This window comes from Algoriphagus sp. SE2, from assembly GCF_039563885.1.
In the GTDB taxonomy this organism is placed as follows: Bacteria; Bacteroidota; Bacteroidia; order Cytophagales; family Cyclobacteriaceae; genus Algoriphagus.
The window spans coordinates 109,187-124,390 of sequence record NZ_JBCLWJ010000008.1 but is presented as its reverse complement, the minus strand read 5'-3'; the positions used below and the strand labels follow the sequence as shown (position 1 = coordinate 124,390).

The following is a 15,204-nucleotide window of genomic DNA, read 5'->3' as shown; positions in this document are numbered from 1 at the left end:
AAACCCAGTCTTTTTTGAGCGATATCTATTAAATTTTTTATCCTTTTTTTCCTTCCGGATAATAATGATGTACATCTCTCTGAGGGAATGGTATTCCGATATTTTCCTTATCAAACTCCTTCTTAATATTTTCTTGCATAAAGAAATGCACGTTCCAAAAGTTTTCAGTCTTGCACCAAGGTCGAACGGCAAAATTAACTGAGGAATCTCCCAATTCTGAAACTAAAATATCCACTGGTTGAGAATGGTCTATAAATCCGCAGGAAGCAGCTACTTTTTCAATGACGGTACGTGCTTTGTCTATATCTGCTTCATAGCTGATCCCAAAAGTCATCGGAACCTTCCTACTTTCATTGGCAGTTAAATTTTCAAGCGGGTTTGAAGAAATGGCTCCATTTGGAATAATGATGATTCGATTGTCAAGAGTCGTTAGAATGGTATTGAAAATCTGTATCTCTTTGACTGTCCCAGAGTATCCATTTGTCACAATAAAATCACCTACTTTGAATGGTCTGAAAAATAAAATAAGGATTCCTGCTGCCATATGACTGAGATTTCCTTGTAATGCTAAGCCTATAGCAAAAGCTAATGCACTGAAAATTGCGATAAAAGAGGTGACTTCTATCCCAAACATGGATGCTGCACTTAACAGCACCAAGAATTTTAATGTGATAGAAATGACTGAATTAAGAAATGGGGCCAGGGATTTATCTACATTATTTTTTTCTAAGGATTTTTTAATGCTTTTTGAAATAATGCCAGCAATCCAGAAACCGATTACAAGAGTGATGATAGCTCCTAAGACTTTTGGAGCATAGAGGTACACTTGGTCTAAAATTTTTGATATATCAAAATCCATAGTAAATAAGGTTTATTGAAACTCCATCAGAGAGTTTTATGATTAAAAGATGACTTAATATCATTATTTTTTTATTAGTTAAAAAATATCATTTAATAAATAAGTAGGTAAGGAGTGAATTAGGTTTATATTTCTAAAAAATCTTTCTTAAAATAAACTCTATAATTCTAGCGGCTAATCGAGCCGAGGCATTATCCTGATCGAATTTTGGATTCATCTCTACTATATCAAGCGAGATCAGTTTTTTACTTGAAGCAATCAATTCAAAAACTTTGAAAGCAATGTCTGGACTGAAGCCCAAAGGAGAAGGAGCAGATACTCCGGGTGCAAAAGCAGAGGAGAAACTGTCCAGATCAATACTTAAGTATACTTTATTTACAGAATTCAAAAATCTTTGGATTCTCTCTTTGATGATTTCCCAATTATTAGATCGAAAATCTTCCATGGTTATCCAACTCGAATTCAGTTGTTCAGCTGCATCGAAAAGTGATTTTGGGTTGGAAGCTTGTTGAATTCCCAAGCATAAATAATTGAAATCCTTTTCATTTTCGACAGCTAATTGATAAAATGGAGAGCCAGAATGCCCTTTACCATCTTTCAGCGGACGCAAATCAAAATGGGCATCACAATTAATAATTCCCAATTTTTCCCCTTTGGGTTTAATATAATTGAAAATACCTCTTCCATGAGCCAAAGCTAAATCATGCCCTCCTCCTAATAAAACAGGGAAGTGATGTGTTTCAAGCATTTCTTGGACAAATTTTGAGAGTAAGTCATGGCTAGTTTCCATGTCACCACCTGCTGTAATTACATCACCATAATCAAAAACTTTAGTGCTTTCTGGAAGATGAAAAGCCAAACTTCCCATCATATTTCTTATGGATTTTGTTGCAGAAGCTGTTCCTAATCGACCCCAATTTCTCCTAACCCCTTCTTCTCCAGCATACCCTAAAATCCCGACTTTAAAGGGACTTTCATTTATATCTAATTTTAAGTCATTGACAAAAATGGTAGCTTGATGCCAGTACTCGATTTTTGAGGACTTTCTACCAAACCAATCAGTAGTGCTGGGATTTTGATGGAGATTACTCATTATTTTTTTAAGACAATTTATCCAAAATGCTTTGATCTACCATATTTGGTAAGGTTACTTTTAGTCCTGGGCTCCTTTCCATTTCTCTCTGAATTGCTTCCAAAGAACCTGAATTCCTTGCCCAAGCTCTCCTTGCAATTCCATTGTTTACATCATAAAATAACATGGATTTTAATTTTCTTTCACTGTCTTTAGAACCATCTAATACCATTCCAAAACCTCCATTTATCACTTCTCCCCATCCAACGCCACCACCATTGTGTATAGAAACCCAGGTGGCTCCTCTAAAGCTATCTCCAATGACATTGTGAATAGCCATGTCTGCCGTAAACTTACTTCCATCGGTAATATTGCTGGTTTCCCGATAAGGAGAATCGGTACCACTGACATCATGATGATCCCTTCCTAAAACAATCGGAGCAGAAATTTCTCCGTAACGGATCGCATCATTGAAAGCATGAGCGATTTTTGAGCGACCTTCAGCATCTGCATAAAGTATTCTTGCCTGAGAACCAACCACCAATTTGTTCTTATCTGCCTCTTCAATCCATGTGATATTATCTTGCATTTGCTGCTGAATTGAGGCAGGAGCGGAGGCTTTAATTTCTTTCAAAATCTTTGTAGCGATTCTATCGGATTTCTTCAAATCTTCTAGTTTTCCTGAGGTACAGACCCATCTAAATGGCCCAAACCCATAATCAAAACACATGGGTCCTAAAATATCCTGCACATAACTTGGGTATTTGAAATCAATGCCATTTTCAGCCATCACATCAGCACCAGCTCGGGAAGCCTCCAAAAGAAAGGCATTTCCATAATCGAAAAAATAAGTCCCTTTTTCCACATGTCTATTGATAGCAGCAGCATGTCTTCTTAAAGTTTCTTGAACTCGTTTTTTGAAAAGTTCAGGGTTTTGGGCCATCATTTGGTTTGATTCATCAAAAGAGAGTCCAACTGGATAATAGCCTCCGGCCCAAGGGTTGTGTAATGATGTTTGGTCTGATCCTATTTCAATAAAGATATTTTCTTTGTCAAATCGCTCCCAAACATCGACCACATTGCCAATAAACGCCAGAGAGACAACTTCCTTATTAGCCTTTGCCAATTGGGTTCTCAGAACCAATTCATCAATATTTTCGATCAGTTCATCGACCCACCCTTGCTCAAATCTTTTCTTAGCAGCTACAGGATTAACTTCAGCACAGATGGTAACACATCCTGCAATATTTCCTGCTTTTGGTTGTGCACCGGACATTCCTCCCAATCCTGCCGTCAGAAATATTTTTCCTTTTGGGGATTCTCCTTTCTTTAATTTCATCCGGAATGCATTCATTACCGTGATTGTGGTACCATGAACGATCCCTTGTGGGCCAATATACATGTAAGATCCAGCTGTCATTTGTCCATATTGAGTGACCCCCAGTGCATTGAATTTTTCCCAATCATCTGGTTTGGAGTAGTTGGGAATCATCATTCCGTTGGTGACAATAACTCTTGGAGCTTCTTTGGAAGAAGGAAAAAGGCCCATCGGATGGCCGGAATAGATATGCAATGTCTGCTCATTCGTCATTTCCGATAGGTATTTCATGACTAAAAGGTATTGTGCCCAGTTTTGAAAAACTGCTCCATTGCCACCATACGTGATTAACTCTTCGGGATGTTGGGCTACCTTAGGATCCAAGTTGTTTTGGATCATAAGCATGATAGCTGCTGCCTGTTTACAATTGGCTGGGTATTCTTCAATAGGTCTTGCCTTCATCTGATAATCCGGAAGAAATCTATACATATAGATCCTCCCGAAGCGCTCCAGTTCTTCAAAAAATTCCATGGCAAGTTCTGTATGCCAATCTCTATGAAAATATCTTAAGGCATTCTGAATAGCCAGCTTTTTTTCTTCCAAACTTAGTATTTCCTTCCTTTTTGGAGCATGGCTTAGCTCTGGATTTCGAACTTTTTTTTCTGGAAGTTCAGTAGGAATACCTTGGGTTATTTGATCTTGGAAAGACATTAGAATTACTAATTATTAGATAGAATTAAAGTAGTTTAATAAACTATAGTCAATGACTCTCAGGTTAAATTTTGTGACCATTTTTCCAAACCTGAGCAGGTTTGAGTTTACCCTGCTGATAAAGGATTTCTTGATAATTATCGGTTGAGAATAGGTTAAAATCAGCCAGCATTCCTGACTTTAAAACACCTCTGTCAGGAAGATTTAATGCAGCTGCAGCTCGATAGGTCATACCTGCTAAAACCTCTGCTGTACTTAGTTTTTCATAAGTTGCCAAAATAGAAGCTTGGGCGACCAAATCTCCCATAGGAGCTGAGCCAGGGTTCCAGTCAGTGGCAATTACTAAAGCTCCACCTCTATTCAGAATTTTTCTTGCAGGGGTAAAAGGAACCCCTAAACCTATAGATGCTCCTGGTAGTGCAACAGCAATAGTATTTGATTTGGCCAAAAGCTCAATTTCATGGTCAGCGGAGGCCTCCAAATGATCAGCAGATTTTGCTCTATATTGAACCGCGACCTTAGATCCCCCAGTAGAAAATTGATCTGCGTGAACAGTCAGATCGAATCCTAACTTCTGCGCTTTTTGATAATAGGGTTTTATTTCTTCTGGTGAAAAAGCACTTTTCTCAATAAAGGAATCAATGCGGTTTGAGAGGTTTTCGGACTTGAGAATAGGGAAAAGTTGTTTAGAAATCATTTCTAGATATTCTTCATTGGTTCCCTGAAAGTCTCTCGGTTTCATATGAGCTGCAAGGCAAGTTGGAATAAGATCCGCGCAAGTTCTAGTGTTTGCCTCCTCGATAGCCCGAAGCATTTTGAGTTCTTCAGCAACATTGAGCCCATAACCGCTTTTCACCTCTATTGTGGTAACTCCCTCACTTAGATGTCTATTTGCATTTTCGGTAGTTTTTTCAGCAAGTTCATTTTGACTGAGATTTCGAGTTTGAGTGACAGTTTCCCAGATTCCGCCTCCAGCTTCAGCAATTTCCAGATAGGATTTTCCGGCATTTCTCATCGCAAAATCCCTGGCTCTGCTTCCTCCAAAGCATATATGTGTATGACAATCTACCCAACCTGGCAAAGCCACAAAATCTGTTTCTAATTTATATACTTCTGCTTGGGGATAAGTGGACTTTAGTGCAATGAACTTACCTACGGCTAGGATTTTTTCTTCTTGAATAATTAAGCCAGCCTCATTTATTATTTCCAGTTGCTCATCCTTTAAAGCTCCTTTTAGTGGGAGATGATCTAGTGTCAAAAGCTGACGAAATGGGCCGATTAATCTGAGTGCCTTTTCCATATGAATTAATATTTAAAAAGTTCGCTCCATTCTGTATCAAACTTTAAGTTTTCAGTATTCGCGACCTCTTTTGCAATTGTGACCAATTCTCCACTTTGAATCAATTCAATTGCCATCTCCATGTCTTCAGTCATTACCCGATCGAATTCGACTGGGTTTATCTTAGACCGAACATGCTCATACATAGCTGTCATGATTTTTCCTGATTTCATGGGAGCATGAAAATCCATCGCCTGAGCAGCATAAAATAATTCAACCCCTAGAATTTTTTCCACATTTCCAATCACCTGAAGCGCTTTCCTTGCCCCGATAGATCCCATACTGACATGATCTTCCTGTCCCAAAGAAGTGGGAATACTATCCGCACTGGATGGAAAACAAAGTCCTTTATTTTCAGATGCCAAAGCTGCTGTGGTGTATTGAGGAATCATTAACCCTGAATTCAATCCAGTTTCCTTTAAAAGCAATTTAGGTACTCCTGGAGTATCTCCTTCGATTGAGAGGTATATCCTCCTATCGGCTATATTTCCGATTTCCGAAGCCGCCAAACAGGCATAATCCAATGGTAAAGCGATTGGTTGACCATGGAAATTTCCTCCGCTTATGGTGTGGTCAGTGCCAAATACTACAGGATTATCTGTGACAGAATTAATTTCAGTTTCAATCGAATCCCTTAAATGTAACCAAGCATTTCGAGAAGCTCCATGCACTTGAGGCATACACCTCAGGGAGTATGGGTCTTGCACTCGTGCACAATTGACGTGAGAGTTTACGATTTCTGATTGGTGAAGCAGATTCAAAATAGTTTGAGCTACATGTTTATTTCCTGGAAATGGTCTCAGTTGGTGGAGTTCGTTCGAAAAAGGTTTGATTGATCCCATCAAACCTTCAAGCATCATGGCACCAGTGATATCCGCATGCTGCAAAACATTGTGAAGTCGATCTACTACCATTACGCCAAAAGCAGCTATAAATTGAGTTCCGTTGATTAATGCAAGACCTTCCTTGGGTCCTAGCTGAAGTGGTTCTAACTGAAATTGATTTAAGACATTTGAACTATTGACTATTTCGCCGGCATAATGAACCTTACCGTAGCCAATTAAAGGCAAAAATAAATGAGAAAGAGGTGCCAAATCTCCTGATGCTCCAACTGAACCTTGCATAGGAACTACAGGCACAACTTCGTTTTCAAGCATCCAAAGCATTCGCTCAAGCGTTCGAAGCTGAATTCCTGAAAAACCCTGGGCTAAAGCATGTAGCTTTAGGACCAACATTAATTTGGAGATTTCCAATGGAATAGGATCTCCTAAACCAACAGCATGGCTTTTCAAAAGATTTTCCTGAAGAGTTCGAGTATCTGTTTCTGAAATTCTACTGGTACATAATGGCCCAAATCCGGTATTAATACCGTAAACTGCTTTTTCCCCTGAAGCAATTTTGGCAACAGCAGCTGCAGAATCATTTACTTTCGAAATAGTTTCAGAATTTAAAAGGCCCCTTGCTTCTTTCCTGGCCAGTTTTAAAGCCATAGATGCCGTTAGTCTGTCTATGCCAAAATGGAAAGTTTCCATAGGATTTGATTTTTTATTCTAATGATTTACAAAACTAGCTAAGATCATTGATAATTTTTGATACTAATTTGTCATGATTTGATAACTTTAAAGCATCATGGAACTTAGACATCTCATATATTTCAAAGCAGTTGCAGAAGAGTTAAATTTTCGAAAAGCAGCTGAACGGTTATTTATTTCCCAACCTGGATTGAGTAGACAGATCAAGCAATTGGAAGAGATGCTCGAAGTCAAACTTTTTGAACGTGATCAAAAGCATGTGGAGCTTCGGGAAGCTGGTCGTTATTTATTGGGGGAGGTAGATTTTGTTTTAAATCATTTAGAAATCACAAAGAGTCAACTCAAACTGATTGATGTTGGAAAGGTGGGGGAGCTAAGGATCGGTTTTTTGGGCTCAGCCTCTAATCAGGTGCTTCCAGATTTGCTTAAAAAATTAAATCTGCTTGAGCCTTTGATCACATCCAGTTTGGAGGAATTAAGTAATGCTGCGCAGGTGGAAATGGTGCAAAAAGATAAATTGGATTTGGGTTTTGTTAGACTAGCTTCTGTTCCTTCTGATGTTGAAATGAAAACTGTCTTGCGAGATTCTTTCTCTTTGGTGGTTCCAAAAGATCATCCAGTTCAAACCAAAGATTTTCATTCTTTAGGGCAATTTTCAAATGAGTCCTTTATACTTTTTTCCAGCGATTATTCGAATTATTACTTCGAGCAAATCATTGGAATTTGTAGACAAGCTGGGTTTTCCCCTAAAATACGTCATAAGTCTGTTCATGCGCTGACGATTTTTAAACTGGTGGAAAATGGCTTGGGTGTGGCAATTGTTCCTTCATCTTTAAAGGAGGGATATGAATTAAATGTTCGATTTATGGAGATTACCCACATTTCAGAATTCACGGAATTATCAGTTATATGGAAGGCTGAAAACCGAAATCCTGCACTTCAAAAAGTATTACCCCTGCTGTAACATTTTCCTTAACTTGACCGCAAAATGCCCCAATAGACGAAATGTCAGGGGAATGTCGGGTTAAATCCGAGCCTATTTCGCCCTTTGTCCAAAATCAATCTTAGAAATTGCCATGGTAAATCAAAATCTACAAAAAATTATGAAACAACCAGAATTAGGCAAGAAAGTCTCAGACTTAAGAAAGGCAAAAGGACTTACTCAAGAAGAGTTAGTTGAAAAATGCAATTTAAATGTAAGGACAATACAGCGAATTGAAGCTGGGGAGGTATCGCCAAGAACCTATACCATCAAAGCAATTTTTGAAGCACTAGAATATCATTGGGAAAAAGATTCTGAAATGGACAGTCAATCGGCTGAAAAGCCAAGCCCTCTATTATATATTTCCATCGGTGCAGCAATTATTTATTTTTTTCTATCGATCCTTGAAATAGGAATGGAGCAAGAATTTTTGGGAGGTGAAGTTTCTTTTAGTTTAATAGGATATACGCTTATTAAAGCAGGAACTTATTTCTTTTACATCTTATTTCTATTGGGCTGGTTGAAATTGACCTTACGTTTTCCAAATCGGATTTTAACGATTGCACTTTGGGTAATGGTTGGTGCGAATGTAATCTGGTTTATCATTGATATGATTGCCTTGTTTACAGATGTATTTTCAATCGGGGATTATTATATGATCAAGGTAAGTTCATTCGGTTTCATTTTTGCGTTTTTAGGATTTGGATACCTTGGATATAAAAAGGAATTTTCTTCAATGGCGACAATTATGGGGGTTCTATTGATTCTAGCTGGGGTATTGATGTTTACTGGAATTGGAGTTTTTTTGGCATTAATTCCTTGGACTTTAGCTGAAATTGTACAGATTGGCCTAATGATTTATTTGATCCAGAAAATCGGGAGTAAAAAAACTCCCGATTTTACTGTTTGAAAGTAAACATTTTACAATTATTTTAATTTTGATTATTAGACGAGTTTAATTTTCAAACAACCCAATAAATGGAAGTATTCAAAAAAAGTATCTTCGTTCTTTTCAGTATAATTCTTTTAACATCCTGTTCAGGAAGTGAGGAAGTTGATGATAAAATTGAGGAGATTACCAACTTTGTTCTCGATGTTGAAAAATTAGGTAATGGCGAAGTTAGAGCAAACTTTTCAGCAACGAACGCAAGTTTTTTTAAAATCAGTTTTGGAACTCCAGGAGAAGTTCCCAATAGAGTAGATGGAAATACAGCTTCCTACACCTACACAGAAAAAGGAGATTATACCATCGTAGTTCAAGCCCATTCTACCGAATCGATCTTCGTGGTTAGCACAAAAATGGTAAATATGAATGCCGAATCTTTGGGTTTAGGTCCAAATTCGGGATATACCAGCCCTGAATCCTATGAAGGTTATAAATTGGTATGGTCGGACGAATTCAACTCTCCTACAATTTCAGAAGATTGGACTTTTGAGTTGGGTGATGGATGTCCAGAACTTTGTGGTTGGGGAAATCAAGAATTAGAATATTATAAGAAAGAGAACACTTCAATAGTTGATGGAAACCTTGTTATAACCGCCAAAAGAGAAAGTGCTGGTGGAAGGCAATATACTTCCTCAAGGTTGATTACAAAGGGAAAACAATCATTTACCTATGGTAGAATTGATATCCGGGCACTCCTCCCTAAAGGTCAAGGTCTATGGCCTGCACTTTGGATGCTTGGAGAAAATATTGATGAAGTGAGTTGGCCAAAATGCGGTGAAATAGATATCATGGAATTGGTTGGAGGATCTGTAGATGACCGTGATAGAACTATCCACGGAACAGTCCATTGGGATAATGGCGGAAGTTATGCCAACTATGGAGGAAGCACCAAGCTTTCAACTGGAATTTTTAATGACGAGTTTCACGTTTTTTCCATTGAATGGGATCCGGAAAAAATAGTTTGGCTGTTAGATGGTGAAGAATATCATGTAATTGATATCACTCCAGCAGGTTTAGATGAATTCCATAAGCCAATGTTCTTTATTTTCAATGTGGCAGTGGGGGGGATTTGGCCTGGTAGTCCTGATGGATCTACCGTTTTTCCTCAAGAAATGAAGGTGGACTATATAAGAGTTTTTCAGGAAGAATAGTCAATTTCACCTTGACTTTAATACCTCTGAAATCCTTCCTTTGATCAATTGCAAAAGTTCCAGATTGATTTTGCTGGAGGTTTCTATTTCCAAAATTTTTGGATGTACGGAATCTGAGTAGAAATCCTTTAGAGAAGCCTGTAATTCTTCTTTATTTACCACTTTAGAATAATAAAATCCATATTCGGTTGCAAGATGCTGCGCAGTGAGATTTTGCTTGGTCTCAAAATACTCAACAAATTCAGGTTGATTTTTGGGGCCATCGATTATCCTGAAAATGCCACCAGCATGGTTGTTTAAAAGAATAATTCGAAGATTTGGCATCGTATAATTGTGCCAAAAAGCATTTCTGTCATAGAAAAAAGCAAGGTCACCGGTTACTAAAGTGACTAGTTCCTTGGTGGTAAAAGTACATCCAACAGCCGTAGAATTTGACCCATCAATTCCGCTTGTGCCTCTATTGCAGATAATTTCTTGATCTCTTTTACCAAGAAAATTTAGATATCTGACGGACATACTGTTTGCGACATGAATTTTTGAAGAAATGGGAGTTTTCTCCAAGGCAGTTTGTAAGGCAGCATATTCTCCAAATCCTACAGAGTCTATGATTTCTGGAAGTTGATCTTTTATTTTTTGTTCCAAACCATGCCAAGAATTGTAGAACTCTGAATTTTGATTAGTTAGATTATTCATCATCCATCCAAGAAAATAGCTTGGAGATGTTGGAAGGATTCTAGTCAAATTTTGGAATGTATCTTTTGCTTTACCATCAGGCTGTATAAGCCAATGCGATGCATCAGTATTTCTGAGGAATAATTTTAAGCTTTTGGAAATAATCGACTTACCAAAACTGATTATTAAATCAGGTTTTAAACCGGCCCAAATTTCAGCAGAATTTAACCAATGGTCATGAAGATTGATACTATAATCAGATTGTAAATTGCTTATGGTATCAGTAACTACAACTACTTTCTTTTGGGTTGAAAGTTTTGTTAGGGTTTCCTGAATCTGATTATTTGGCCTTTGTTGCCCTGCGATGATTAGAATTCGATTAAAAGATTCCAATCTACTTTTCAACTTCATGAAAGATTCTTCAGCAAGTTGAGAATAACTGTGGGCTTGATTAAAAATCCGAGGTTTTTCAGGAAAAATGATTTCCTCTTCATCAACTGGATAAAATGGTTCTTTTAATGGGATATTAATATGCACGGGGCCAGCAGGAAACTCCTTTGCCAGATTAATAGCCTCATTACTTATTCTATTAGCGAGCCATTCGTCATCTGGCGTTCCGACAAAATTTGGGAATTGGAAGCTTTTTTTCACATGTTTTCCATAAACCCCTTCTTGAAAAATTGTTTGCCCATCGTATTGGTCAATCCATTCTTTTGGTCGGTCTGATGTCAAAACTAATAAAGGTACTTGTTGGAAATATGCTTCGGCAATAGCAGGATAATAATTTAAAGCTGCTGAGCCACTCGTACAAACCAATGCCACTGGTTCTTCCAATTGTTGGGCCATTCCCAAAGCTATGAAAGCTGCCGAGCGCTCGTCGGAAATAGTTCTTGTGTGAATTTGCGTATGCCTTGCAAAAGAAATGGTAATAGGAGCACAGCGTGAACCTGGTGATAAAATGACATTTTTAATGCCTTTTTTAGCGCAGATGGCTACTAATTCGGTAATATGATTGAGGATCAAACTTTTGGGTTTTGGATGAATTTACCAATGATCTGACATTTGAGCTCAGTTTCTTCCCATTCTTTTTCTGGATCAGAATCTTCAGTAACCCCAGCGCCTGCATACAAAATTGCTTGTTTTTCTGATAGGGATGCAGTTCTTAAGTTCACATAAATTGAAGTTTGATCCTGAATGTTAACAGGCCCGATAAAACCGGCATAAAAAGAACGGTCAAACCCTTCATAAGCTTGTAAAAACTCATGGGATTCCTTCCTGGGCATTCCGCAAACTGCTGAAGTTGGATGTAGCAAGTCCAACATGATGGATCCTAATTGAGGAAAGCCCGTGGCTTGCATATCAATTCTGAAGTCAGATCTCAAGTGCAAAAGGTTACCAGCAACTACTGTTTTTGGCCCATGTTCCTCATATTCTCTTAATCGGATTTTTTTCAGACAAGAAACGATATATCTACTGACTAATGCCTGTTCTTCAATTTCTTTTTGAGTCCAAGCAGCCGTTTTCAAAGGATTGTCTCCCTCTGCCGGTTGGGTTCCAGCCAAAGACATGGTATAGAAAATATCTCCTTTTGTTTCAATCAGCACTTCAGGTGATGCTCCAATCCAAGTACCTACTTGAGGGATATGGAAAAAATTAATGAATGCAAAAGGATAGGTTTTCATCAGACTTAATAGAGTAAGACTCAAATTGAAATCTTCAGGGATTTCAATATGTTTTGTTCTTGCCGGTACTACTTTTTCCATTTTTCCATCCAAAACAGCCTGAACTCCCATTTCTACCAATTGCATAAAATGCTTTTTGTTCTGACTTTCGTCTTTCCCAGAACCCTGAATTGTATGTGGTTGCTGGGCAAACAAAGATTTTAATTCTTGAGGAGAAAGTAACCGTTCATTTTCTAGCCTGATTTTCGCCCATTCTGGCAATTCATCCTTCTCAAATGAATCATCCAATTTGATTTTCAGGTAATTGTTGGCTTTAATAAAATAAGCTTTTTTATCTTCCTGATCCGCGAAAGGATGAATGATAAATCCAGGGTCTAGTTCTTCTAAATTAATAGTGACTTTGGAGGGAATGGTACTATCATCTAAAACCATCTCTACGGTATTGCATTTTGGCTTTCTCCAAATAGCAAATGAACCGCCAGAACCTAGTCCTAATTGAAGTAGAAGTTGAATTAATTCTGTTTGTGTATGATTCGTGGATACTTCCGTATTCATTTACTTTTTATCAATTATTGCCATTGTGATTCTACTGATACAGGAAAGTTGACCTTTGTCGTTGGTGATTTTAATTTCCCAAATTTGAGTGCTTTGGCCAATATGAATTGGAGTTGTTGTTCCAGTTACCAATCCAGATCTAACTGCTTTGATGTGATTGGCGTTGATTTCCAGACCCACACAAGCCTTCTTTCCAATATCTATCGTTAAAGAGCTTGCAATACTTCCTAATGTCTCTGCTAGAACTACATTCGCTCCTCCATGCAACAAACCCATTGGTTGTTTTGTTCTCTCATCAACAGGCATAGTGGCAGAAATTGAATTTTCTGAAATATCAATAAAAAAAATCCCTAAGTGAGAAACCATTGTGTTCAAACTTTGATTATTCAATTCCTCAAGGGAAGGCTTTCTCTTAAATACCATGAAAATTAAAGTAAATGAGTTTTCTTTGGGATGAAGACAAAAATAGAGAATCTTGAATCGAAAAAAAATTTACTTAGTAAGACACGGGCAAACAGATTTTAACCTGAAGGGAGTTGTTCAGGGCAGTGGGATCGATGCTGACATTAACGAGACTGGTAAGAAGCAAGCTCAATTATTTTTTGAAGCATATAAAGATATTCCCTTTGATCATTTATACCATACTGCTTTGATTCGGACGAAGCAGTCGATTCAAGGTTTTCTTGAATTAGGAATTCCATTTGAGGCACTTCCTGAACTTAATGAAATTTCTTGGGGCGAATATGAAGGGACTCCCATGACCCCAAATGAAAGCCAATATTACCATCATATGCTAAATCAATGGAAAATTGGCAACCTCGATTATGCGATAGCTGGGGGAGAAAGCCCAAACGTTGTGGCAGCAAGAATGATTAAAGGAATTGAAAAAATTATAAATGGTCCAGGCGAGACCATTCTTGTTTGCATGCATGGAAGAGCAATGAGAATATTTCTGAGTTTAATTATGAAGCATGACCTGAAGCACATGGATAATTATGAACATCAGAACCTTTGCTTGTATCTATTAGAAGAAAAGGGAAATGGAGCGTTTGAGATTTTAAAAAGAAATGATGTGGGCCACCTTAAGGCTTTAAATCAACTTTAGCAGTTTTGTCATTTTTTCTGGCATGTTGCAAATCTTCGTATTCAGAGATAAAACTTTGCAACTCTTCCTTTCCTTCAGTTAAATCAAAAAGTCTAAAGGCCATATCCTGAAGTTTTAATTCTTTATCATCTCCCAATTCGATAATAAAGTCTCCAATCGTAGATAAATCAAATTGATTTGATGGAACTTCAATGAGCAAGGTGAGGTCAGAATTACCGGAATAGCTTTTTGTTTTAAAAATGGTGGAAAATTGAGCTTCAATTTTTTGAATTGATGTTTTCAAAGATTTGAGCTCTTTTTGTTTAAAAATCACCATAAACGTTCTAGAATCATCATTTTTAGCAAATGATGAGAGAGAAATAAAAAAGATTATGATTGCTATTCGGAAACTTTTCATATGCATCTAAGATACTAAAATTACAACCTAAGAAGCAAGGCCAAATCTATTAAAAAATAAAAACCCCAAGAGTAATTTTACTTTTGGGGTTTTTAAATATGGTATTTTGAATTATGCTTTTGCTCTTTTCTTTTTTGGAGCTGGAGTTGGATCTTCAATCTCGTCTTCAACACCTGCGAGGATTCTTCCACAATGTTCACATACGATTAATTTTTTCTTTTCTCTTATATCAGCTTGTCGCTGAGGAGGTACCGTATTAAAACAACCTCCGCAAGCTCCTCGCTTCACAAGAACAACAGCAAGACCATTTTTTGCATTCGCTCTGATCTTTTTGTAAGATTTGATTAGCCTTTCATCTACCTTCTTTAAAGCTTTTTCTCTATCAGAGTTTAACTTTGCTTCTTCAGATTCACTTTCTGAAATGATAGTAGAAAGTTCACTGTTTTTTTGATCAAGATCCTTCTGTCGGTCTTTCATTACAGCGTTTAGTTCATCAAGATCAATTTTCTTTTGATCTATCTTAACCGCAGCTTCTGCAATTTTTTTCTTTGAAACCTGAATTTCTAAATCTTGTAATTCCAGTTCTTTTGTGATTGCATCATACTCTCGGTTGTTTCGCACATTCATCTGCTGTTCCTGATACTTCTTTATCAGTTTTTCAGAATCTTTGATGCTTTCCTTGAGTTGTTTTATTTCCTCTTCGTATGCTTCAATCTCGTTTTGGAATTTCTCCAATCGGGTTTCATAACCGGCTATTTCATCTTCTAAATCTTGAACTTCCTCGGGAAGAGCTCCTCTAACTTTAATTAGAGCGTCAAGTCTTGAATCAATTAGTTGAAGGTTATGAATGGCCTCGAGCTTTTGTGCTACTGTACTTTCCATG

At 37.5% G+C, this 15,204-nt stretch carries 14 protein-coding genes; 4 read left to right on the top strand and 10 right to left on the bottom strand.

Annotated features, from left to right (window positions below):
* Positions 1–37 precede the first annotated feature (37 nt).
* The 5 genes from AAGF08_RS11525 to hutH form a co-directional block, all read right to left on the bottom strand.
* Complete coding sequence (locus AAGF08_RS11525; RefSeq protein ID WP_343511318.1) at positions 38–859, bottom strand: mechanosensitive ion channel domain-containing protein; 822 nt, start codon at positions 857–859, stop codon at positions 38–40.
* A gap of 133 nt (positions 860–992) precedes the next feature.
* Complete coding sequence (hutG, locus tag AAGF08_RS11520) at positions 993–1,952, bottom strand: formimidoylglutamase (protein WP_343511317.1); 960 nt, start codon at positions 1,950–1,952, stop codon at positions 993–995.
* Positions 1,953–1,959: 7 nt separating this feature from the next.
* Positions 1,960–3,960, bottom strand: a complete 2,001-nt coding sequence (locus AAGF08_RS11515; protein ID WP_343511316.1) for a urocanate hydratase — start codon at positions 3,958–3,960, stop codon at positions 1,960–1,962.
* Positions 3,961–4,024: 64 nt separating this feature from the next.
* Complete coding sequence (gene hutI, locus AAGF08_RS11510) at positions 4,025–5,260, bottom strand: imidazolonepropionase (protein WP_343511315.1); 1,236 nt, start codon at positions 5,258–5,260, stop codon at positions 4,025–4,027.
* A 5-nt stretch (positions 5,261–5,265) separates the two neighbouring features.
* Positions 5,266–6,831 (bottom strand): histidine ammonia-lyase, encoded by a 1,566-nt coding sequence (gene hutH, locus AAGF08_RS11505; protein WP_343511314.1) that lies wholly within the window; start codon positions 6,829–6,831, stop codon positions 5,266–5,268.
* A gap of 97 nt (positions 6,832–6,928) precedes the next feature.
* Between hutH and AAGF08_RS11500 the strand changes: the two genes are divergently transcribed.
* From AAGF08_RS11500 to AAGF08_RS11490, 3 genes are all read left to right on the top strand, one after another.
* Entirely contained in the window at positions 6,929–7,795 is an 867-nt protein-coding gene (locus tag AAGF08_RS11500) for a LysR family transcriptional regulator (RefSeq protein ID WP_343511313.1), read from the top strand.
* A 139-nt stretch (positions 7,796–7,934) separates the two neighbouring features.
* Positions 7,935–8,723, top strand: a complete 789-nt coding sequence (locus tag AAGF08_RS11495) for a helix-turn-helix transcriptional regulator (RefSeq protein WP_343511312.1) — start codon at positions 7,935–7,937, stop codon at positions 8,721–8,723.
* 68 nt (positions 8,724–8,791) lie between these two features.
* Positions 8,792–9,910: a glycoside hydrolase family 16 protein gene (locus tag AAGF08_RS11490; RefSeq protein ID WP_343511311.1), complete on the top strand. Its 1,119-nt coding sequence runs from the start codon at positions 8,792–8,794 to the stop codon at positions 9,908–9,910.
* A gap of 6 nt (positions 9,911–9,916) precedes the next feature.
* Here the strand turns inward: AAGF08_RS11490 and menD are convergent, their stop codons facing one another.
* From menD to AAGF08_RS11475, 3 genes are read right to left on the bottom strand one after another with little or no spacing between them, the layout of a single operon-like run.
* Positions 9,917–11,605 (bottom strand): 2-succinyl-5-enolpyruvyl-6-hydroxy-3-cyclohexene-1-carboxylic-acid synthase, encoded by a 1,689-nt coding sequence (gene menD / locus AAGF08_RS11485; RefSeq protein ID WP_343511310.1) that lies wholly within the window; start codon positions 11,603–11,605, stop codon positions 9,917–9,919.
* Positions 11,602–12,819, bottom strand: coding sequence for a chorismate-binding protein (locus AAGF08_RS11480; RefSeq protein WP_343511309.1), 1,218 nt, complete (start codon positions 12,817–12,819; stop codon positions 11,602–11,604). The genes menD and AAGF08_RS11480 overlap by 4 nt, the downstream gene beginning before the upstream one ends.
* Positions 12,820–13,242, bottom strand: coding sequence for a hotdog fold thioesterase (locus AAGF08_RS11475; protein ID WP_343511308.1), 423 nt, complete (start codon positions 13,240–13,242; stop codon positions 12,820–12,822).
* A 52-nt stretch (positions 13,243–13,294) separates the two neighbouring features.
* Between AAGF08_RS11475 and AAGF08_RS11470 the strand changes: the two genes are divergently transcribed.
* Positions 13,295–13,924: a histidine phosphatase family protein gene (locus tag AAGF08_RS11470; protein ID WP_343511307.1), complete on the top strand. Its 630-nt coding sequence runs from the start codon at positions 13,295–13,297 to the stop codon at positions 13,922–13,924.
* Here the strand turns inward: AAGF08_RS11470 and AAGF08_RS11465 are convergent.
* Together AAGF08_RS11465 and AAGF08_RS11460 are read right to left on the bottom strand one after the other, a co-directional pair.
* Complete coding sequence (locus AAGF08_RS11465; RefSeq protein WP_343511306.1) at positions 13,902–14,207, bottom strand: hypothetical protein; 306 nt, start codon at positions 14,205–14,207, stop codon at positions 13,902–13,904. The genes AAGF08_RS11470 and AAGF08_RS11465 overlap by 23 nt on opposite strands.
* A 225-nt stretch (positions 14,208–14,432) precedes the next feature.
* On the bottom strand, positions 14,433–15,203 hold the full coding sequence (locus AAGF08_RS11460) for a C4-type zinc ribbon domain-containing protein (RefSeq protein WP_343511305.1): 771 nt from the start codon (positions 15,201–15,203) through the stop codon (positions 14,433–14,435).
* Between the last annotated feature and the right edge of the window lies 1 nt (position 15,204).